Source organism: Streptomyces sp. NPDC007991 (assembly GCF_042958445.1).
Taxonomy (GTDB): Bacteria; Actinomycetota; Actinomycetes; order Streptomycetales; family Streptomycetaceae; genus Streptomyces.
Window position 1 is genome coordinate 586,101 of sequence record NZ_JBIBJD010000005.1, and the last position, 21,471, is coordinate 607,571.

16 protein-coding genes and 2 pseudogenes are annotated in these 21,471 nt (G+C 69.3%); 4 read left to right on the forward strand and 14 right to left on the reverse strand.

Going from position 1 to position 21,471, the window contains the following annotated elements; genetic code table 11:
* Window positions 1-22 precede the first annotated feature (22 nt).
* From ACFZDA_RS17275 to ACFZDA_RS17315, 9 genes are all read right to left on the reverse strand, one after another.
* Entirely contained in the window at window positions 23-448 is a 426-nt protein-coding gene (locus ACFZDA_RS17275) for a carboxymuconolactone decarboxylase family protein (RefSeq protein ID WP_391081512.1), read from the reverse strand.
* Window positions 449-780: 332 nt separating this feature from the next.
* Entirely contained in the window at window positions 781-2,118 is a 1,338-nt protein-coding gene (locus ACFZDA_RS17280) for an RICIN domain-containing protein (RefSeq protein WP_391081515.1), read from the reverse strand.
* A gap of 55 nt (window positions 2,119-2,173) precedes the next feature.
* Window positions 2,174-4,156, reverse strand: a complete 1,983-nt coding sequence (locus ACFZDA_RS17285; RefSeq protein ID WP_391081519.1) for an alpha-L-fucosidase — start codon at window positions 4,154-4,156, stop codon at window positions 2,174-2,176.
* Between the two features lie 66 nt (window positions 4,157-4,222).
* Window positions 4,223-6,631 (reverse strand): ricin-type beta-trefoil lectin domain protein, encoded by a 2,409-nt coding sequence (locus ACFZDA_RS17290; protein ID WP_391081522.1) that lies wholly within the window; start codon window positions 6,629-6,631, stop codon window positions 4,223-4,225.
* A 61-nt stretch (window positions 6,632-6,692) separates the two neighbouring features.
* Complete coding sequence (locus ACFZDA_RS17295) at window positions 6,693-8,120, reverse strand: arabinofuranosidase catalytic domain-containing protein (RefSeq protein ID WP_391081524.1); 1,428 nt, start codon at window positions 8,118-8,120, stop codon at window positions 6,693-6,695.
* Between the two features lie 329 nt (window positions 8,121-8,449).
* Complete coding sequence (locus ACFZDA_RS17300; protein WP_391081527.1) at window positions 8,450-9,883, reverse strand: family 43 glycosylhydrolase; 1,434 nt, start codon at window positions 9,881-9,883, stop codon at window positions 8,450-8,452.
* A gap of 52 nt (window positions 9,884-9,935) precedes the next feature.
* A complete protein-coding gene (locus tag ACFZDA_RS17305) occupies window positions 9,936-11,573 on the reverse strand; it encodes a ricin-type beta-trefoil lectin domain protein (protein ID WP_391081529.1) in 1,638 nt (545 codons plus the stop codon).
* Window positions 11,574-12,244: 671 nt separating this feature from the next.
* Window positions 12,245-13,330 carry an ATP-binding protein gene (locus ACFZDA_RS17310; RefSeq protein WP_391081532.1) on the reverse strand — a complete coding sequence of 362 codons (1,086 nt, stop codon included), beginning with the start codon at window positions 13,328-13,330 and terminating at the stop codon, window positions 12,245-12,247.
* Window positions 13,323-14,018, reverse strand: coding sequence for a response regulator (locus ACFZDA_RS17315; protein WP_391081535.1), 696 nt, complete (start codon window positions 14,016-14,018; stop codon window positions 13,323-13,325). Before ACFZDA_RS17315 ends, ACFZDA_RS17310 begins: the two co-directional genes overlap by 8 nt.
* Window positions 14,019-14,343: 325 nt before the next feature.
* Here ACFZDA_RS17315 and ACFZDA_RS17320 point away from each other — a divergent pair, with 325 nt between their 5' ends.
* Entirely contained in the window at window positions 14,344-15,399 is a 1,056-nt protein-coding gene (locus tag ACFZDA_RS17320; RefSeq protein ID WP_391081538.1) for an endonuclease/exonuclease/phosphatase family protein, read from the forward strand.
* A 91-nt stretch (window positions 15,400-15,490) separates the two neighbouring features.
* Window positions 15,491-15,844, forward strand: a pseudogene (locus ACFZDA_RS17325) (peptidoglycan bridge formation glycyltransferase FemA/FemB family protein); the annotation flags it as partial.
* A 337-nt stretch (window positions 15,845-16,181) separates the two neighbouring features.
* Here the strand turns inward: ACFZDA_RS17325 and ACFZDA_RS17330 are convergent.
* Window positions 16,182-16,346, reverse strand: coding sequence for a hypothetical protein (locus ACFZDA_RS17330; RefSeq protein ID WP_391081540.1), 165 nt, complete (start codon window positions 16,344-16,346; stop codon window positions 16,182-16,184).
* A 64-nt stretch (window positions 16,347-16,410) separates the two neighbouring features.
* Window positions 16,411-17,949 (reverse strand): amidohydrolase family protein, encoded by a 1,539-nt coding sequence (locus tag ACFZDA_RS17335; protein WP_391081543.1) that lies wholly within the window; start codon window positions 17,947-17,949, stop codon window positions 16,411-16,413.
* A gap of 227 nt (window positions 17,950-18,176) precedes the next feature.
* Between ACFZDA_RS17335 and ACFZDA_RS17340 the strand changes: the two genes are divergently transcribed.
* Complete coding sequence (locus ACFZDA_RS17340) at window positions 18,177-18,365, forward strand: hypothetical protein (RefSeq protein ID WP_391081544.1); 189 nt, start codon at window positions 18,177-18,179, stop codon at window positions 18,363-18,365.
* Window positions 18,366-18,602: 237 nt separating this feature from the next.
* On the opposite strand, the pseudogene ACFZDA_RS17345 reads toward ACFZDA_RS17340, so the two are convergent.
* Window positions 18,603-19,052, reverse strand: a pseudogene (locus tag ACFZDA_RS17345) (hypothetical protein); the annotation flags it as partial.
* A 123-nt stretch (window positions 19,053-19,175) separates the two neighbouring features.
* The gene (locus ACFZDA_RS17350) at window positions 19,176-20,204 is read right to left on the reverse strand and encodes an EamA family transporter (RefSeq protein WP_391081547.1); all 1,029 of its coding nucleotides are present in this window, start codon (window positions 20,202-20,204) and stop codon (window positions 19,176-19,178) included.
* 147 nt (window positions 20,205-20,351) lie between these two features.
* Between ACFZDA_RS17350 and ACFZDA_RS17355 the strand changes: the two genes are divergently transcribed.
* Window positions 20,352-20,804: an Lrp/AsnC family transcriptional regulator gene (locus ACFZDA_RS17355; RefSeq protein WP_086562847.1), complete on the forward strand. Its 453-nt coding sequence runs from the start codon at window positions 20,352-20,354 to the stop codon at window positions 20,802-20,804.
* On the opposite strand, the gene ACFZDA_RS17360 is transcribed toward ACFZDA_RS17355, so the two are convergent.
* Complete coding sequence (locus tag ACFZDA_RS17360; RefSeq protein ID WP_391081550.1) at window positions 20,765-20,989, reverse strand: hypothetical protein; 225 nt, start codon at window positions 20,987-20,989, stop codon at window positions 20,765-20,767. The genes ACFZDA_RS17355 and ACFZDA_RS17360 overlap by 40 nt on opposite strands.
* Window positions 20,990-21,471: the final 482 nt, after the last annotated feature.

The following is a 21,471-nucleotide window of genomic DNA, read 5'->3' on the forward strand; positions in this document are numbered from 1 at the left end:
CCCGTGACGGGGATCTGTCGGTTTACTCGGTGCCGGGGGTCTTGCGCGTGGTGACGTTCATCCGGTTCCACGCGTTGACGGTGAAGATGAGCGCGATGAGCTGGGCGAGCTCCTTGTCGTCGAAGTGCTTCGCGGCCTCGCTGCAGACCTCGTCCGGCACGCCCTGGGGCAGAAGGGTGACGGCCTCGGTCAGCGCCAGAGCGGCCCGCTCCTTCTCGGTGTACAGGCTCGACTCCTCCCAGGCGGAGAGCTGGTAGAGCCGCTCTTCCGTCTCGCCGGCCTTGCGGGCGTCTGAGGTGTGGTAGTCGATGCAGTACGCGCAGTGGTTGATCTGGGAGGCGCGGATCTGCACCAGCTCCAGCAGGACCGGGTCGAGCCCCTCACGGGCGGCGGAGTCGAGCGCCAGGACGGCCCTGAAGACCTTCGGGGCGACGGCGGAGAAGCTCATGCGCTGAGGAACCTGAAACGTTGTCATGCCTCAAAGCCAGGAAGGGAAGTGACCCAAGGCATAGTGCATTTCCCTGTCGGAAGTCTGGGTCAATAGTGCGCGGCGCGGGCATCCACCCCGAGCACCAGGTGACCGACCGCAGCGGCCTTCCAGCCCGGAAAGGGAATCCGAGGCGTTCGCGCGTACGGGATGGTTCCCGTTCGGGCGAACACCTCGGGTTCAGCCGCCAGTTGATGGCTCAGGCGACCGTTCTCCCTGTGGTTCCCCGACCGGCCGGGCCTCCCGGGCCCTGGCCGATCGGTGCCCCGCGTTGCCGTGTCCGGACCGGTGTGTCAGTTCTCCAGCCGCCAGCGCTGGTTCGCGCCGCCCGAGCAACTCCACACCTGGATTTTCGTCCCGTTGGCAGTCGCCTGGCCGCTGGCGTCCAGGCAGAGCCCCGACTGCGCCGCCCTGATCGTGCCGTCAGGATTGATGTTCCATTGCTGGTCCGCCTGCCCGCTGCAGTCCCAGATCGCCGCCGGGGTGCCGTTGCCCGCTGCCTGGCCGACGCCCAGGCACTTGTTCCCGTAGACGACCAGCTGCTTTCCGGCGGTGTGGGTCCACCGTTGGTTGGAGCCGCCGTTGCAGTCCCACAGCTGTGCCTGCGTACCGTTGGCCGTGGTGGAGTTGTTGATGTCGAGGCAGCGCCCCGACTGCTGACCGATGATCTTCTGGTTGCCGGAGGGCTGCGGCGGCGTGTCCGAGCCGAACTGTGTGAAGAACTGCCACACCGCTGCAGACGTCCAGGTGCGCCAGCCGCTACCGGTGGACCCCTCCACGGGACCGGGGTCGTGGCCTCCGTCGAACGCGGCCCAGACGACGGGGTACCCGGACCTGCATCCGGAGTACGTGGTGATGATGTGCGTCCGGCTTCCGTTGCCCGGCTCGGGCGGGTTCTGCCGGGTGCAGCCGTTGTTCCGCACGAAGGTGTCGCGCAGTTCCCGTCCCAGCGAGATGGGCAGCACGTTGTCCCCGATGCCGTGCAGACCCATGTAGGCGATGGGCTGGGTGCCTCCGTTGCACCCGCTGAGGTTCGCACCGGAGTAGACCGCGACGGCGCGGAAGACCGTCGCCCGGGAGCAGGCCAGGGCGTACGACATCCCGCCGCCGTAGCTGAAGCCGCCGGCGAACAGCTGGGTGGTGTCGACGCACAGACCCGCTTCGATCTGGTTGACCATGGCGTCGACGAAGGCCACGTCCTGGCCGCCCGGGTTGGCCCAGCCGTTGCCGTTGCCCTGGGGGGCGACGAAGATCGTGCTGTTGTTCGCGTTGTCCGCCAGGCGCCTGAGACCGTAGTAGGACCAGTTGTACCCGTCCGTTCCGCCCGAGTCGACGTCGCCCGCGGTGCCGCCCCGCCAGTGGAAACCGAAGACCAGCCGGTAGGGGCGGTTACTGTCGTAGCCGGCAGGAACCCGCAGGATGTAGCTGCGCGTCTGGCCGCCGCTCTGAATCGTGCGTGTACCACTCGTCAGCGTGGGGGCCTTGCCGCAGCCGGCGCTCGCCGCGGCGGCGGCGACGCTCTTCCTGGCCGCCGCGGGCGGGCCAAGGCCACTGCCGGACGAGGTGCCCGCGGTCGCCAGGACCAGAAGTAGCGCGGCCGCGATGGAGGTTAAGAGCGGTGTGCGTTTCATACTCTCCTTCTTCCGTGGTCGACATGGTCGAAAGATGGTCAGGGGGCGCTCGTGTTCAGAGCGCGGTGATGGTCCACGCGTTGTTGGTGCTGGAGTTCGGAGTCCACATCACCGCGGTGGAGCCGACAGTGGTGCTGCCGCTGCCGTCAAGGGCGGTGCCGGTGCCCCGATTGACGATCTGGTAGCGGTTGTCGCCGAGGCTGTTCAGCGACCACTGCTGGTTGTTGCCGCCGTTCCACGCCTGCTGGCGGGCGGGAGCGCCGTTGACGGAGTTGCCGTAACTGTCGGCCACCATGCCGTTGGTGCGGTTCACCAGGCGGTAGTAGCCGTTGCCGAGGGCGACCAGCTGCCACTGCAGGTTGGTGCTCCCGTCGTAGTTCCACTGCTTGAGGTTGGATCCGGAGGTGACGTTGCCCCCGCTGTCGAGCGCCAGGCCGCTGGTCACATTGGCGATCTTCACCCAGGTCGTGGAGCCGCCCGGCGCGCCCAGGACGGGGATCTCACCGGAGAAGGTGAGCTTGACCGTGTACGCCAGTGCGTTGAACGGGGCGTTGGACGAGGGCATGGTGAGGTGCAGCCCGGAGGCGTTCTGGGTCGGTGCGGGCAGGTCGATGTAGGTGCCCGCGGTGTTGTTCAGGAGTTTGGCGCCCGTCAGACTGCTGAGATTGATCTGGTTCGAGTTCAGCGTCGTGATGGTCAGGGTGCCGCCCTGCCAGCCCAGCGCGGTGGCGTAGAGGACCTTGTTGTCCTTACTGCGGGTGAACCGGATGTCCTGTGGCCTGCCGGCCACCGGTCCGCTGAACGAGCCTCCGCCCATCTTGGTGGGGCCCTCGCCGTAACTGGCCCACGAGCGGGTGTCGTAGACCGCCTCGCCGAAGCGGCCGAGCCAGTCACCCATGGCGAGCAGGATGGACCGCTGCCCGGAGGGGATGGTGCCGTCGGCCATCGGGGCGATGTTCAGCAGCATGTTGCCGCCCTTGCTGACCCGGTCGATCAGCGAGTGGAGCATGGCCTGCGTCGAGTAGTAGCCGATGCCCTCCGTGTAGCACCAGCTGGAGGAGGAGATGCTGTCGTCGGTCAGCCAGTAGGGGGTGAGCAGCCCTGCCGGGCCGCCGCGCTCGAAGTCGAAGACCTCACCCTTGTTGTTGAAGCCGTCCTTGTAGGTCGCGACCACGTCCTTGTTCCACGCGAGCGCCTGGTTGTAGTAGTGCGCGAGGAACTGGAGCCGGTAGGACTCCTGCACCATGTGCAGGTTGAAGTCCTGCCAGACCAGGTCCGGCTGGTAGCCGTCGACGACCTCGACCAGCTTGTCGTACCAGAGCTTGTTCTCCGCGGCCGCGCCCTGCTGGCCGTAGAGGATGCGCAGCCTCGCGTCCGACTGGGACGGCACGTGGTCGTAGAAGCCGGTGAAGTGGTAGGCGTGGTGCAGCGAGGCCATGAACTTCAGTCCCTGCCCGCGGATGGCCTGCGCCTGCAGCCCCACGAGGTCGAGTCCGGGGCCGTGCTGGACCGAGTTCCACGGGTTGGAGCGGCTGTTCCACATGGAGAAGCCGTCGTGGTGTTCGGCGACCGGGCCGGCGAACCTGGCGCCCGCGGCCTTGAACAGCTGCGCCCATGCCCCGGGATCCCACGCGCCGCCCTGGGAGACGAGTTTGGGGGCGAACTGCACGTAACGGCCGGCCTTGTCGCGGGCACCGTCGATGAAGTTGTTGTACGGCCATGCCGAGGGGTCGCCGTAGGTGGCGATGTGGTGGCGGTTCTCGGCCGAGCCGCCGATGTACATGTTGCGCGGATACCACTCGTTCCCGAACGCGGGAACGCTGAAGACGCCCCAGTGGTAGTAGATGCCGAACTTGGCGTCCTGGAACCAGGCCGGGGCCGGCGGGTGCTGGTCCACCGAGGGCCAGGTCGGGGTGTAGCTCGCGGGGCCGTCGGTCGCGGCGGCCTCGGGGGCGAACCGCAGCAGGCCGAAGGCCGTGGTCGCGCCGGCCGCCGCCAGCAGTCTGCGGCGGCTGAGCGGCAGGGAGGATGAGGACATACGGAGCCTCTCGGGGAGTTGACGTAGGTGGTGCGGGAGTCGGTGATCGTCAGCCGGTCACCTGGATCAGTCGCGCGTCCACTTCTGGTTGCCGCCGCCGGTGCAGGTCCACAGCTGCAGCGGGGTGCCGTTGGCCGTTCCCGCGCCGGTGGCGTCCAGGCACAGGCCGGACTGGACACCGGTGATCGTTCCGTCGGCGTGCAGCGTCCACTTCTGGTGGGCGCCGCCGGTGCAGTTCCAGATGTCCACCTTGGTACCGGGGCTGGTGCCCTGGCCCGCGGCGTCCAGGCAGTAGCTGCCGTAGACCCGCAGCTCACCGGCCGAGGTGCCCGTCCACTGCTGGTTGGCGCCGCCGTTGCAGTCCCACAGAGCGACCTGGGTACCGGCCGTCTGCGACTGGTTCGGCACGTCGACGCACCGGCCGGAGGCGACCCCGGCGATCGGGCCGGTCGTGCCGCCGTCATTGCCGCCGCTGCCGGGCGTCAGGGACAGGTTGTCGAACTGCGCCGTCTCGCCCTGGCTGGTCCCGTAGCCGATCTGCCCGGCCGCCCAGGTGCGGTCGTTCACGGTGCCCACCGTGGCGCCGTCGATGACGGCGGTGATCGCGGTGCCGGAGAAGGTGAGGGCCAGGGTGTGCCACCGGTCGGTGCCCAGCGCGCCCATCGTGCCGCGGGCCAGGGTGACGACGCTGCCGTTGGTGTTCGAGTTCAGGATCGACCACGCCCCGGTGTCGCTCACCCGCAGGCGGTAGGCGTTCTGCCCTCCTGTGCGGTCGTAGTCGTGCCCGCCCGCACGGCCGATCAGCTCGGCGTATCCGGGCTGTTCCAGCAGCACGTCTGACGACACGGTGTAGTTGCCCCAGCTCACGTCACCGAGCAGGGCGTGCGGATCGGTCAGCGCGTCCCAGGTGATCGGCTTCTGCGGGCTCATCTGGCGCACGCACCTGCCGCCGCGGCCGCCGCCGCAGCCCACCACCTCGAAGGCACCCTGCCAGTCCATGAGGTACTTCGCCTCGGTGCCGGTGGCGTAGCCGTCGAAGGAGTCGCTGTACGGCAGCTTCAGTGCGCTCCGGCCGGGACCGGTGGCGGTGCCCTTGCCCTGGCCGGTCGTGGTGGTCAGGGTGTACAGGTGGCCGGGCTGCACGGTCAGACTGAAGGCGCCGCCCGACGGGGTGATGTCGGTGGCGTGCACGAAGTGGTCGGCCGTGTTGCCGGACCTGACGTCGGTGGACCAGACGTGCACGGTCCCGGTGGACAGCCCCCCGGTGACGTCGAGGTTCAGCGTCTGCGCGCTGCCGGCGTCCATCGTCTCGATGACCGTGGACCAGGCGGAGCTGTCGGCGGACTTGAGCGAGACGTAGCTGCCGTTGGTCCGGTTGCCGCCGATGTAGCCGCTGGAGGCGTCGAGGTAGCGCCATCCCGGGGCGGTGAACTGGCTGGTGTGTGCCATCACCCAGGTGTTCTTTCCGACCGAGTAGGAGCCGGACCACGGCTGCGAGGCCAGGGTGAGACCCATGGTGGGGTACGGCAGGTTGGGTGTGAGCGCGGCGACCACCGGCCAGTTGAGATACGCGGTCATGCGTCCGTCGATGTATCCGCGGTTGATGCCGCGGGCCACGGCCTGCGCTCCTGCGTTGTAGTCGTCCGAGCCGTTCTCGCTCGCCCACAGCGGCTTGCCGGACGACAGGGCGGCCGCCGGCACCGAGCAGTTGGACTGCGACGACCGGTAGCCGCAGGGATAGTGCGTGCCGATGGCGCTCACGGCGGAGGCGAACGCCGGGTTGGAGTTGATGTCGCCCGCCACGGCCCAGTCCGAGTCGGCCGCGACGATCTTGACGTTGCCGTAGCCGTTGCTGTTGAGCGCGCCGCGCAGCTGCTGGTACCAGGTGACGTTGTAACCTCGCTCGTTCCACCCGCCGAGGTAGTCGATGCTCAGCCCGTGCCGCTTGGCGCAGCCCAGCCACGAGACCAGGTAGTCGACCATGTCGGTGGACCAGAAGTTCCCGCCGCCGATCCAGCCGGGCGCGCCCCAGGCGAGCCCGTACAGCTTGATGTTCGGGTTGCGGGCTTTGGCCTGCTCCATCAGCCACCATTCGTAGCCCCGGTCGCAGTTCAGGTCGGAGCGGGTGTGCTGGTGACTGGGCTCGGCTCCCGAAGTGGAGTTGGTGTCCCCGCCGACCTCGGCCTTGAGGATCTGCAAGGAGGCGCCGTATCCGGGCCGGAAGAGGTAGTCGAGGATCTGGGCGCGCTGGGGCTCGGGATAGTCGATCAGGAGTCTGCTGTTGCCGCCCCCGCCACTGATCGCGCCGACGCCGTCGAAGGTCCGGCCGCCGGAGGCGCCGTTGACCGTGATGGAGGTGGCGGCATGGGCCGGCTCGGCGGCCATGCCGACGAGGCCGCCGGCGGCCAGGACGAGGCCCGTGAGCACGGCCGTCGAGGCACGCAGGCGCCGGACCAGCCGTCTGACTGCTGACACGGTGTGTTCCTTTCGCAGGTCGGGTGGGGGAGGACCGCCCTACCGCACGTGCTGAAGGAACTCAGCGGTAGCCGGCGGCGGTGATGTTGGCCTGCACCGCGTTGTCCGTCGCGTCGGAGGGGTAACCGGCGACGATCGCTCCTTCGTAGAAGGTGCCGGCGCTCAGGTTGGCGCCGCCGCCGGGCTTGCAGCAGTCTCCGCCGCTGCCCAGGACGATGGCTCCCTGTTTCTTCATGGGGCTGTATCCGCCGGGAAGCCCGCCGTCATACAGGGTGGTCAGGCCGCCGGACTGCGCGTCGCCCCCCTTGAGGGCGAACCTCGACGTCCCGTTGTTCTTCAGCATCGCGGTGACGAACTTGCTGGTGAACGCCCGCTGGTTGGGGTTCCAGGACTGGCTGCCGCCGGAGTACAGGCCCCACTCGAGATCGGCCTGCACCCAGGGGCCCCTTCCCGAGCAGCCACCGAACCAGCACTGGGTACTGAAGTTGATCGCGTCCATGGCCCCGGCGGCGTCAGCCTTCCTGGTCGTCTCGCTGTTGCCGTAGTCGAAGCAGCAGCCGCCGTTGACGTGGGTGCCGCTGGTCACCATGTACGCCCCTTCGGGTGCGGCACCGGTCGGCACGCCCGTCAGGTGACCGTCCCGCCAGTAGCTGTTCCCGGGATTGATGTACAGCGAGTACGCCTTGGTGCCCCCGGCGGTCAGCGACTCGGAGGTCGCCTTCGCGGGGCTGCTCTGACTCGAGCCCGGGACCTGGGCCGACCCCTGGTACCACAGGTCGTTGCCGTGTCCGGACTGGTCGCGGACGACCGTGATCACGCAGGAGGTACCGGCGCAGAACGAGTCCTGGGCCGCCGCGTCGGCGAAGCCGCCGGGCTTCAGCACACCGATGTCCCTGGTCGCGTTGTCCGAGGCGCGCCTGACCTGGTACAGGGCGCCGCCGTACGAACCGTAGAGCGCCCGCACCGTGCTGTGCGCGGCCACGCACGGCGTACCGCCCACGGAGTAGATGTCGCACGGGCCCGACCCGCCGGGCGAGGGCGGAGATGCCGAGGTGCTCCACTTCTGGTTGCTCTGGCCGTTGCAGGTCCACAGGATGACCGCGGTGCCATTGGCCGTGCCCGCCCCGTTGACGTCCAGGCACAAGCCGGACCGGACACCGGTGATCGACCCGTCGGAGTTCTGCCGCCACGTCTGGCTCGGCCGCCCGTCGCACGACCAGACGACCACCGGGGTTCCCGGAGCCGTCCGGTTGTCATAGGCGTCCACGCACCGGGAGCCGCTCATCGTCCTCAGCTCGCCCGACGACGTGAACTCGAATGCCTGATTGGCCTGGCCGTTGCAGTCCCAGATGTCCAACACCGTTCCCGGCGTGCCGACGTTTCCCTTGACGTCCAGACACCTCCCCGACGCCGAGCTCACCAGGGGTGCCACGGGTGCCGAGGCGGACCATGTCGCCCCGGTCGCCAGCACCATGGTCAGCAGCGCCATCACGCATGCGGCGGCAGCAGCCGATAAGCGCGGTCCACGAGTGGGTCTCCGGGGCGAAACGGATGGAGTCTGCATTCTGTTCCTTGACTAGTAGGGGCTCGTCGGCTCACACAGAACACTCAGACATCCCATGTTCGGATGGTGATTTCACAGGTTCAATGCACTGCCGATGACTGTCAATAGACACTTCTCATCGAATCAGACTGGATCCATCCCATGTTTCACTCTGGTTCGCCCGCCATGGCGGCATGCCGGAACCCGCGTCCGGCGACGGCCGCCATGCCGGGCGCGGGAGTGACGGACATCAGGGAACGCGCCCCGCCGCCGGGCTATCGCGGTGCGGTGACGGTGGCGCCGGGGGTGAACTGCCACCAGTTCATGTTGAGCAGGTAGCCGCTGCCGCCGGTGAACCGCAGAAAGAGGTCCTGGGTTCCCGTCGCACCGCTGACCGGGCAGGTCACTGTCGTCCAGGTCTGCCAGCCCCCGGTGCTCGGCACACCGCAACGGCCGACGACCGTTCCGCTCGGGGAGCCAAGACGCAGTTCGACGGTGCCGCCGCCGCTGCCCGAGGCGACGCGCGCGGTGAACGAGGACGCACCCGCCCCGAAGGCCACGCCCTTGGCCTTGACGTAGTCGCCGTTGTCGATCCAGCCGACGTTCATTCCGCCTTCGCCGGCCGGTTCGGTCTCGATCCCGGAACTCCAGGCCATCGTCTCGGCCTCCTGGCGTACGTACGGATTGAGCGTGCCGACCTGGGGTGCGCCGGTGTTCGTCATGGTGATGGTCGGGATCGTGCCGTCGGCGTTGTAGGAGAACTTCTCCACCGCGACCGAGCGGGTGAAGCCGCCGCCGCCCGGGAGCGCGCCGTTGTGGTAGAAGAAGTACGAATTGCCCTTGAAGTCCACGATCCCGGGGTGGTTGGTGAAGCTGCTGCCCTGTGTGGGCATGACCGTCCCGCGGTAGGTCCAGGGCCCGGTCGGGCCGGGCGCCGTGGAGTAGGCGATGAACTCCGAGCAGCACTTGGCCGCGAACACCAGGTAGTACAGACCGTTCCGCTTGTAGACCCAGGGTCCCTCCTCGTACAGCGTGGGACGGTTGGGGTCACCGGTGCGGGTGCCGAACCCCGCTGGGGTGAGCGGGATCCTGTTGACGCCGCCCGAGTAGGAGGTCATGTCGGCGTTCAGCCTGACATACGACAGGTTCGGGTTGCCCCAGTACAGGTAGGCCTGGCCGTCGTCATCGATGAAGACGGTCGGGTCGATCTCGCCGTTCTCCACCAGCGGGTGGCCGAGGGCGTCCCGGAACGGCCCGGTGGGGCTGTCCGACACCGCGACGCCGATGGCCATCCGGCCGGTCGCGCGGTTCTTCACCGGCACGTACCAGTAGAAACGGCCGTTGCGCTGCACGGTCTGTCCGGCCCACGCGTCGGCGGACGCCCAGCTGAAGGTGGCCAGGCTGAGCGGGGAGCCGTGGTCGGTCCAGTTGACCATGTCGGCGGAGGACCACACCCTCCAGTCCTTCATGGTGAAGTAGGTGGAGCCGTCCTCGTCGTGCCCGGTGTAGAGGTAGACCCGTCCGTTATGGACCAGCGGGGCCGGGTCGGCGGTGTAGACGTGCTGCACGATGGGGTTGTCGGCCCTGGCGACGGTGGGCTGCGTCGCGGCGGGAACTACGGCGAACGCCAGCAGGAGACCCACCACCCAGGCGACTGCCCGGGTGAGCCTCGTGCCGGTGCCGGGTAACAGACGAGCCGGGATCATCATGGCCTCCGGGTGCGTCGGCGGGCGGATGAGCTGCTGGCCGTGCGGCGGTCCCTCACGCGCGGGTCCATTTCTGGCCGTTGCAGGTCCACAGGATCAGCGGAGTTCCGTTGGCGGTGCCGGACCGGTCGGCATCGAGGCACAGCCCGGCGTGGACGTTGCGGATCGTGCCGTCGGAGCCGATGGTCCATTTCTGGTTGTCCTGGCCGTTGCAGGGCCAGGTGATGACGCGGGTGCCGTTGGTGGTGCCCTGGTTGTAGGCATCCAGGCACTTGTCGCCGAAGACGCGGATCTCGCCGCCGGACCAGGTGGTCCACAGTTGGTTCGCGGCGGTGTGGCAGTCCCAGAGCAGTACGGTGGCCCCGGCCGCGGTGGAGGCGTTGTCGACGTCCAGGCAGCGGCCGGAGGCGGTGCCGCGCAGCCGGGAGGTGGTGGCGGGGATCGGGCTGCCGCCGCTGAGCCGGAAGGCGGCCACACCGTGGGCGGGGACGTTCGCCGAGATCTGCCCGGAGGTGTTCGAGGTGGAGCCGGTCCACAGGTCGGTGAGGGTGAACGACCCTCCGGACAGGCCCACTTGCGCGGCCGTGGTGGTGACGGTGGTGGGGTTGCTTCCCCGGTTGAACAGCCCCACCGCGACCGAACCGTCGGACAGCGGCTTGGCGAACACCTCGGTGGAGCCGTCATCGCGGACCCGGCGCCCGCCCGCGCCCAGCGGGTCCTGGTTGACGGCGAGGAGGCGGGGGTTGCGCAGGATGGCGCTGACGTCCGCGGACATGGTGCGGATGTCGTTGCCGGCCATGAGCGGTGCGCTCATGAGTGCCCAGAGGGTGAAGTGGGAGCGGGACTCGGTCAGGGACAGGCCGGGCCGGCCGACGACGAGCATGTCGGGGTCGTTCCAGTGTCCTGGGCCGGACTGTGCGGCCAGGGGCGCGGTGATGTCCAGGACGTTGCCGACGCCCATGGGGTAGCTGTTGGTGTTGTTGTTCTGCCAGATGTCGAGGAGGTCCTCGGTGGTGCGCCACAGGTCGGCGACTTCGCCCCAGTTGTAGGTGGCGCCGGTGATGGCGTGGAAGCTGTTGGGGTTGATGCTGTAGACGATGGGCCGTCCGGTGGCGCGCAGGGCGTCGCGCATCAGGGTGAAGCGTGCGACTTGTTCGTCGCGGGTGCCGCTGGAGGAGCACCAGTCGTATTTGAGGTAGTCCACGCCCCATGAGGCGAAGGTGTTGGCGTCCTGGATCTCGTGGCCTTTGCTGCCGGTCGATCCGGGGTAGGCGCCGCTGGTCTGTGCGCAGGTGCGTTCGCCGGGCACCTGGTAGATGCCGAACTTCAGGCCTTTGCTGTGGATGTAGTCCCCGAGGGCTTTCATCCCGCTGGGGAACTTGGTGGGGTTGGCGCGCAGGTTCCCGGCCCCGTCGCGTTGGGGGTCGAACCAGCAGTCGTCGACCACGACGTAGCGGTAGCCGGCCTCCCGCATGCCGGAGGAGACCATCGCGTCGGCGGCTTGGCGGACCTGTGTTTCGGTGATGCCGCAGCCGAAGCTGTTCCAGCTGTTCCAGCCAAGGGGCGGGGTGAGGGCCGGGCTGCCGGGGGCGGCTGAGGTGGTGGAGGAAGCTGAGGCGGTCACCGAGGCGGTGATGGTCAGTGCGGCGGCGGCGAGGAGGCGGAAGAGTCGTCTGCCTGGTCGTCTGGGCACCGGGGGTTCCTTTCGTCGGCAGGCGGGGGCGAGACAGGGGATGAATGTTGTACTGCCGGCGATTGATGGCAGGTGCATGACATCTCGGTCATTCGAAATTTCGGTCTGCTTTCGGATCGTCGACGACACGGATACTAGGGAGGCAGCGGGGCTTGTCAACTCCTGCGACCGTTCGGGATGTTCGTCAGCGTCCTCGCCAAAGGCCTTGTGTCAGCGAAATATTTCGACGATCGGCTCGAATCGTGCGGGACGTATTGACGGGAGCTCTCAACCCCCTGGCATCCAGGATGCTCATCAGCCGAGGCCCGCCCAGGGGCAACCGGCGGGCCACACCACCGCGTATCGACGGCACTGACGCTGGGCAGGTCCTGCTGCGCGCGACCCGCCGCGGGGTCCGGCCGGCCCCTGCCGAGTGCCTCGGCAACGACGACACGGTTGGAAGCGATCCTTGTCGATCTGCTCCCACCACATCTCCCTCAGCCATCTCCACCGCCTGTTCCACGACCACGGAACCACGGTCGCCGGCTGGATCCGCCACCAGCGGCTGGAGCACGCTCGCCACGACCTGATCCAGACGCACCCGTCTCGGCCGCCAGAGCAGCGCGTCGACGTGAATCCGAGCTTGTCGAGAGGACGGGGCAGCGGCAGGATCTCAGCTGGTATCCCGGAGCTCACCCTCCTGGTGCCGAGGGCAGTTCCACGGTGATGCGGAGCCCGCCCGCAGGGCGTGGGGTAAGCGTGAGGGTTCCGTCGTGTGCCTCGGTGATGGTCTTGACGATGGCCAGGCCCAGGCCGACGCCCGCCTGGTCGGTGTGGATGCGCTCGGTGCCGCGCTGGAAGGGTTCGGTGAGGGTCGCGACCAGCTCCGGGGTGAGCCGCTCCCCGGTGTTCTCGACGGTGAGGACCACGCCGTTGGGGCGGACGCCGGTGTGGACCCGGACGGTGCCCTGTTCCGGGACGTTGTGGACGATCGCGTTGTGTACGAGGTTCGTGGTGAGCTGTAGCAGGAGCGCGGGCGAACCGCTCGTGGGGGCGATGTCGCCGCTGGTCTCGAGGGCGACACCGTGCTTTTCCGCGAGCGGGTGGAGCGTTTCGGCTGCTTCCTCCGCCACGAGGGACAGGTCGACCTGTTCTCGGGTGAAGGACCGCTGGTTGGCGCGGCTGAGCACGAGCAGTGCCTCGGTGAGGTCGATGGCCCGGGTGTTGACGGTGTGGAGGCGGTCGACGAGTTCGCCGGGGTCGTGGTCCGGATCGGCGCGGGCGACGTCGATGAGTGTCTTCGAGATCGCCAGCGGGGTACGCAGCTCGTGCGAGGCGTTGGCGGCGAATCGCTGCTGTTCCGCGACGTGGGCTTCGAGCTGCGCGAGCATCGCGTCGAAGGCGTCGGCGAGTTCGCGGAACTCGTCCTTGCGGCCCGGCAACCGGATCCGGTGGGACAGCGATCCGGCCGCGGCCGTGCGGGTGGCGTGGGTGATGCGGTCCAGGGGGGCCAGCATGCGTCCGGCGAGGATCCATCCTCCCAGGAGGCCGAACACCAGGAGGAACACCAATACCGCGGCTGCCGTCGGGGCGAAACCGCGCACGAAGAGGGTGCCCGGCGTTACCCGCACCGCCCCCGATTCATTGGTTTGCAACCACCCCTGTCGCAGGAGGAACACTCCCACGGCGACGAGCAGCAAGGCACCCGCGACCATGAGGAATCCGGCGTAGCTGAGGGTGAGCTTGAGGCGGACGCTGAGGCCGGGCTGCCTATTCACGGTCACCACCGCCATGCCCGGTGCCGGGTGATGTGTCGATGCGGTAGCCGACGCCCGGCACCGTGGCGATGATCCAGGGCTCGCCGAGGCGTTTGCGCAGGGCGGAGACCGTGATGCGTACGGCGTTGGTGAACGGGTCGGCGTTCGCGTCCCACGCGCGGTCCAGGAGCTCCTCGGCGCTGACGACACCGCCTTCGGCGGTGACGAGGACTTCGAGGACCGCGAACTGCTTGCGGGTGAGCGCAATGTAGCGGTCGTCGCGGTAGACCTCGCGGCGGAACGGATCCAGGCGCAGGCCCGCGATCTCGCGTACGGGAGGCCGGTTGTGGGCGCGCCGGCGGTCGAGGGCCCTGAGCCTGAGCACGAGCTCCAGGAGTTCGAAGGGTTTCGTGAGGTAGTCGTCGGCGCCGAGCTCGAACCCGGATGCCTTGTCGTCGAGACGGTCGGCGGCGGTGAGCATGAGGACGGGCATGCCGCTGCCGGAGGCGACGATGCGTGTGGCGATCTCGTCGCCGGAAGGGCCGGGGATGTCGCGGTCGAGGACGGCGATGTCGTAGGTGTTGATTCCGAGCATCTCCAGAGCGGTGTCGCCGTCACCTGCGATGTCGGCCGCGATCGCTTCCAGGCGCAGGCCGTCGCGGATCGCTTCGGCAAGGTAGGGCTCGTCCTCGACAATCAAGACACGCATGCGTCCAGGCTATGAGCCGGCACGTATCGTCCGCGTATCGAAAATCGCATACATGCCGGCAACACCCGGTCGATTTCACTCGCGGTATGTATCGAACCCAGCCCTCACCACGAACAACGATCCGTCTGGTTCGCCCGCTGCGTGTCGGCGGCCTGCCGGCCGCCATGGCCGTCGTAGGTGTCATGGAGGGGGTCGCCGCAGTTCTAGGCCATCTGACGTCGAAGTCCTCGACCCTCTCGCCCTCACGGCCCCTCTCGCCTACCGCGTCACCCTCGGGCCCCTCGGCCGCGCCGCCCACGGACACGCCGCGAGGCGGGGGCAGGCGATGACGCAGGCGGACACCGCGGCGACGGTGCAGGGCAGCCCGGCGGCCGACGGCGACGGAACCCGGCCCGCGGCCCGCTCCCGGCCGGGCCCGTGGAAGCGCGGCCCGGTCCTCACGGCGTGTGCGCTACTGCTCGGCCTGCTTCTGCTGCTGCACAGAGAGATCACGGACCGGGCCGGTCTGGGCAGTCTGGTGGAGACCTTCCTGCCGTGGTCCGGTCTGTTCGTCCCGGTACTGCTCGCCGCGGCGCTCTGGCGCCGCTCCGCCTCCCCGGTCGTCGCGCTGCTGTTGCCGGTCACGGTGTGGCTGAACCTTTTCGGCGGGCTGCTCGGAGACAAGTCCCACCAGGGCGGCGATCTCACGGTGGTCAGTCACAACGTCGCCGCCGAGAACCGCGATACGGACGGCACCGCCCGCGCGCTGGCCGCCTCCGGGGCGGACCTGCTGGCGCTCGAGGAGCTGACCGACCAGGCCAAGGGCACGTACGGGAAGGAGCTGGCGAAGACGTACCCGTACCACGCGCTGCAGGGCACGGTCGGGCTGTGGAGCAAGCTGCCGCTGTCGGACACACGGCCGGTCGACGTCCTGCGGGGCATGGCCGGGCCGCTGGCCGAGAAGCTGCCGCCGGAGGACCTCCCGGTGGACCCGCCCCGTGCGCTGCGCGCCACGGTGGCCACCGAGAAGGGGCCGCTCGCGGTGTACGTGGTGCATCTGGGTTCCGTACGGGTGATGCCCAGGGGCGGCTTCTGGACGGACTCGCGCGACGCCGGCGCGACAAAACTCGCCAAGGCCGTTGCCGCCGAGCGCAGCAAGCGCGTGCTGGTGCTCGGCGACTTCAACGGCACCATGGACGACCGTGCGTTCGACGGCCTCACCTCGCAGCTGCGCTCCGTCCAGGACGTGGCCGGGGACGGGTTCGGCTTCAGCTGGCCGGCGACGTTCCCGGTGGCGCGGATCGACCAGATCCTGGTCCGCGGTGTGGAGCCGAAGAGTGCGTGGCTGCTGCCGGCCACGGGCAGTGACCACCGGCCGGTGGCGGCCCGGATCAGCTGGTGAACGCCGTGGGAGCCGCCGGGTGGTGACATATCGTCGGCGTGTCGAGAACCGCGTACGCCCAGGCAACACCCCCACCGCGTTGACTGGTGGCATGTCCTACAGCGCACCAGCACGAGCAGCAGCCGGGAATCCGGTCGTCAGACCGATCAGCGCCGCCGAGCATGGGGCGTTCGTGCGGGCCCAGCGGTCGGTCAGCTTTCTGCAGACCCCGGCGTGGGGCCGCGTCAAGACCGAGTGGCGCAGCGAGTCCCTCGGCTGGTTCGACGGCGGGCGCCTGGTCGGTGCGGGGCTCGTCCTGCACCGCCCGGTGCCGCGGCTCGACCGCTTCACGCCGGCGTATCTGCCCGAGGGCCCGGTCATCGACTGGAGCGGTGAGATCGGTGCGTGGCTCGATCCGCTGGCGGCGTATCTCAAGGCACACGGCGCGTTCGCGATCCGGATCGGCCGGCATTACACGCTCGACAACGAACCTTATCCGGACACGTATTCGATTTCCCCATCACGTAGGACACATGACGAGGGACTCCGGCGGCGGGCCGCACATCTCCCACAGCGCGGTCGACCGCGCAGCCGATTATCTGATCCAACGATGACGGTGCTCCGCAGGCAGCGGCCGAGCGGCGGCTTGCGCTCAGCCTCCTGCACCAGTGGCGGGCCGAGGCCGACGCCTGGGACATGACCGATCCCGAACCGCTGCCCGTGCGCTGGACGCCCAGCCGAGCCGACCCCGACGACGGCTGGTCGTTCCGGGCGCCGCCGGGTCCGGCAAGACGACGTGCCAGCTACCCGTGCGGCCAGGCCATGGATCGGCACGGCAGCCCCAGCGGTCGGGCCGGCGGCGGGCTGCCGGTATCGACGAGCGCACCACCTGCCTCCCGCGTCCCGACGGCCAGGCGGCCGGTGAACGACTTCGCCTCGCAGACGACGAGTTCACCGCTGTCGGTCACCTTCCACCGGTCCGGGCTGCCGTCCCCGCTGCTGCCTTCGGCGAGGCCGTCGCCGTAAGGGCTGTCAGGGGTGTCCGCCGCAGCCGCAGCCCGTCATGGTCGCCCCCTCCTGGGGCGGCGGGGTCTGCGCGGCGGCCTTTTCCACCGCCGCGAGCAGCCGGCGCCGTTCCTCCGGCGGGATCCAACTGCCGTCGACGACCACCCCGTGGATGCGTCGGGTGTTGCGGATGTCACGCAGCGGGTCGGCGTCGAGTACGAGCAGATCGGCAGCCTGTCCGCGGGCCACGGTGCCGACGGCAGGCAGGCCGAGGGTGCGGGCGGCGTCCCGGGTGGCCGCGCGCAGGGCATCAGCGGGGGTGAGGCCGGCCGCCACGAGCAGCGCCAGCTCGTCGTGGAGGGCGAAGCCCGGGACGAGGTATCCCGTGCCGGTGTCGGTGCCCGCCGCCAGCCGCACACCCGCGCCGTGCAGTTCGCTCACCAGCCGGAGCCGGTGCTCGAAGATCCGCCGGATCTGCCGGGCCTGCTCGGGGGTGCGCCCTCCGGTCAGGGCCGCCAGCTGGTCCGGCCAGCTCTCCGTCTGCCAGGCGGGCAGGTACTTCCACTCCTCGGCCCGGGACGGAACGTCGTCGGGCAGCTCCAGCGTGTGGTGCACGCTGAGCGTGGGGACGACGGCGGTCCCGTCGGCCGCCAGGCTCCGGAAGAGTGCGTCCGCCCGGTCCCGGTCGTAGCCCTGCACCGCCCGCCATTCCAGGGGATGTACCTGCTGGAACCAGCTGTGGTAGCGGGACAGGCTGCTGGGGTCCTGCGGGTCGATGCGTACGGCGGCCAGGCGGCGCCGTATCTCTTTCTCGTGCCGTGAGGTCGCCAGGAGCAGCGCGTGCAGGTGCTCGATGGTGCGGTGGCCGGTGGCGCTCGCCTCCGCGATCCGTACGGTGTCGGGGCAGTGCCCGAGGTGGGGGATGCCCTGGCGCTGTGCCTCGTCCGCGATGGCGAAGTAGGCCTCGCGGGAGAGGCGGGAGTACACCTTGACGAAGTCCGCCCCCTCGCGCTTGACCCGCCGTACGGCGCGCCGGGCCTCGGCCGCGTCGCGTACCTCGATGGTCGGGCCCACGTCGGCCGCCCACAGTGAGGGCGTGCCGTCGACGATGGGGCTGCCGACCACCCAGCGGGGGCCGAGCAGTGCACCGCTGCGGATCTTCTCGCGCCACTCGTGGTGGACCGGCCGGCCCCACATCTCCCGGACCGTGGTGACGCCGGCGAGGGCGTACAGCGCCGGGATCACTGTCTCCGGGCCGTCGCTGTGGGTGTGCGCCTCGACCAGTCCCGGGATCAGGTACTTGCCGCTCAGGTCGACCGTGCGGGTGCCCGGGCGGAGCCGGGTGTGTGCGCTCGGGGCGAGTTGGGTGATGCGGCCACCCTCGACGACGACCGTCATGCCGGGGGCCGGGGGTGCTCCCGATCCGTCGATCACGGTGACGTGGGTGAGCGCCAACGGGCCGTTTCCGGCGTCGTTTTCGGCCCTTGTCCCGGCCGCGCGTGCCGTGCTCGTCAGTGCCGTACCCGTGATGGCGGCGGCCCCGGCCAGGAACCCTCGTCGTGCCATGCCGCGATGTGCCCCAACTGTCGCTTCGGACATGCTGTTTCCCCTCCCGTTCGTGAATCCGCCGGCCGTGTCCGCCGACCCCCACGACTCTGGCGGACGCGGGGCGATAGGGCAGTGCGGCCAGACGGTGCGTTCGGGGGTGTTGCTGGGACCACCGGGGGCTTCCCCGGCGTTGAGGTTGCCCCGCGCCTGGGGGGATCACAATCACGTCCTCAGGAGACCGTCGCATGGTGCGTCGCCTCCGGGAGCGGGTCGGCGCGGCGGGCCGGTTCGAGGAGGGCGCGCAGCGGGTGTTCACCGGCCTCCAGCTCGCTGGCGGAGAGCGTGCGGTCGGCGTCGGAGACGTCTCAGGTCGGTCCAGCCTGGTCAGCAGGATCGCCTGCTCGCCCTCCCTACCACGATGGTGGAGCCGCTGACCTGACGCTGACGAAGGCCCCCGATCCCACGGGGGACGACCCCGGGTGACTCCCTCGTAGCCGAAGACGCCCTGCCCGGACGGGGAAAGGTGCCACGCAGGTTCAGGTAGCCGGATCCGTTGCTCGTGGTGACGCGCGTGGTGAAACCGACGCTGCCCGGCACCCCGTCGAGCGCGGTGCTGACGCTCAGGGTGGTGTCGACCGTGCGGCCGGACGCGGGGATCAGCTCGTGGACGATCACGTCGTCGGCGCGAGGGACGAAGGCCCTGCGGGTCCAGGTGCCTGACTGTCGGCCCAGCGGACCTCGCCGGTGCGGAAGTCGTTGACCCGGCCGTAGTCGTTGACCGTGGTCATGTCCAGGGTGGCGATGCTCAGTTCGTACGCGGGGTGGTAGGTCTGCGTCCAGCGCAGTGACCACCCGGAGGCGAAGTCGCTGTTGGCGCTGGAGTAGTACCCGGCGAGTGCCACGTCGCGTACGCCCTCCAGGCGGCCGGAAATCACTGGTGGCTTCACGGTACGGGTGCCGTTCGGAGGGCGGAGCATCGCGAACAGCATGTTTCCGTTGTCTGGCCAGGCGGAGGAGGCCTGGGTGTGGGTTTTGCCTCTGGCTCGGCAGCGGTCGTATGAGGTGCGGGAGGCGGGATCGTGGAGGGCTGCGAAGGCGGAGAGGAACATTGCGCGTTTGAGAAGAAAAGGAGCTGCCGTCGCCGACGGGGGTCAGACAGACGTGACCTGGAGCCCGTCACGTCCGCCCATCACCTACGGCGCCGCCTCCACGACCGGAAACTGTCGCAGCGACACCCCTAGCGGCTACCGAGCCCCGTCGATCACTCCACGCGCGGTCGGTACAGCCGCTTCGGGCTCGTCCGGCGCGGCCCCCGCCCCCGCCGTGGTCCGAGCGGTCGCACTCCCATAGGGCTCGCTGCCCCTCGCGCCCGGATTCGCCGTGGCCTCCTGTCCCCGCTCGATCATGCCCAGCGCCACCCCGGCGATGATGATCACGCCTCCCGTCACCTGGGCGAGCCGGATCGACTCCCCGTTGATCACGACCGCGCCGATGACGCCGAAGACCGGCACCAGGTTGAGGATGTTGACCGCGACGCTCGACGCCATCTGGCGCAGGCCGTAGTTGTAGAGCAGGAAGCCGCCGACCGAGCACGCCACGGCCAGGTAGACCAGCAGTGATGAGGCGGTCGCGCCCGGCATCCGCCAATCGTCGGCCTCCAGCAGGGACGCGAGCAGGAAGCCGGCCGCGCCCGCCAGGGTCTGGTAGTAGGTGACGCTCACGGCGTCCTGGCCGGCGCTCGCGCGCTTGCCGAGCACGTTGTAGCCGGCCCAGGCCAGCCCGCCGAGCAACAGCAGGACGTCCCCCAGCCAGCGCGAACTGCCGCCGACCTCGGCCCCGTTGCGTACGACGAGGAAGGCGCCGACGGTGGCCAGCAGCACGCCCGTCACACGCGGCAGCGGCATCCGGGCGCGGAAGACGACCAGTTCCACCAGCATCGTCATCAGCGGGTACGTGGCCACGATCAGCGACGCGTCGGATGCCGTCGACAGGTCGACGCCGACGTTCTCGAGGATGAAGTACACGGTGATGCCGAGGAACCCGCTCAGGTAGAGCTGCCGCCGCTGCCGGGGGTCGGGACGGGCTGGGCGGTGCCTGCTCAGCCGTATCATCACGCCCAGGAGTAACGCCGCGAGGGTGAACCTGACGGCGCCGATGCTGAGCGGGCCGACATCCTCCAGCACCTGCTTGGTCACCGCGTACGAACTGCTCCAGAACAGCGCGGCCGCCATGACCGCACACACCGCCCACACCGTGGGTCCTCGTTTGCGCATCGCAAGTCGCCCCTCTCTGCTGCCCGTTGCCGCCCACCGCGCTGTGACCGAACAAACATCGACGAATTAGGCTGGAGGTTAACAACATCATCGAGGGTGATGGGATGAGTCCGAATTACCTTCGGAATCCGGCGGGGTGAGGCAAGCGTGGACGAACTAGATTCGGCGTTGGTGCGGATGCTCCAGGAGGACGGTCGGCGCACCAACCGGGACATGGCCCAGGAACTCGGTATCGCCCCGTCCACCTGTCTGGAGCGAATCCGGTCGCTGCGCAGGAGCGGCATCCTGACGGGATTTCACGCTGAGGCAGACCTCGCGGCGATCGGCCGCGGGTTGCAGGCGGTGATCGCCGTACGGGTCCGCCCGCCGACACGTGCTGTGATCGAGGCCTTCCAGACCTTCTTGGAGGGCATGCCCGAGGTCATCTCGATCTTCGTCCTCACCGGGAACGACGACTTCCTCGTACACGTCGCCGTCCGGGACACCGACCATCTGCACGCAGTGGTCCTGGAGAAGCTGGCGAAGCGCCCGGAACTCGCCGACGTACGGACGTCGGTGGTTTACGGGCACATGCGCAAGAAGGTCATCGGTCCGGCGTGACACCGGCGCGGACCCCGCTCGCGGCGGGCCATCGGGCCCGCGGTGCGGTCTCCTTGGACGGCTACCGCACCGGCCTGCTCCGCCGCCGCGCCCTCGACGTCGGTCCGGGCGGCGGTGAGCGCGGCGGGGGCCGGAGCGGTGAGGCCGGCGGCCAGCGCGCCGCGCAGCAGGTTGCGGCGCTTCATCGGGTCATCTCCGTGGGGGGCGCCGTGCTGAGATCGGCGGTGTCCTCCCAGAGCTGCGCAGTGAGCCCCAGGAGGGCACCGGGATGGGCGATATGCTGTACGTGCCGCGCGGGCGTGTGGCACGAGATCTGCGCGGACCAGGGCGCCCGCTCCCCGCACGTCACTTGCGGCCTGCAGACCCACATCGCCAGCGACCTGATGGCCGTGGGTGCCCGAGCAACTGCCCACACACGAGGTCTGGTGCCCCGACCTGCCACTCCTCGCCCCGCCGGACGCCCCCCGACGCCCTGGACGGGATGCGCAAGCGGCTCGCCGAACTACGGGACGACCCGACGCTGCTCGCCCGCTACCGTGCCGCTGCCCTCACCACGGGACTCGGTCGGATCTGCGCTTCTTCGGAGGAAACGTGGCGACCGGCACGGGGAGCTCGTTGCTCTTCAGCCGCGTCGGTAGCCCTCGATGGAACCGAGTGCAGCTCCTCC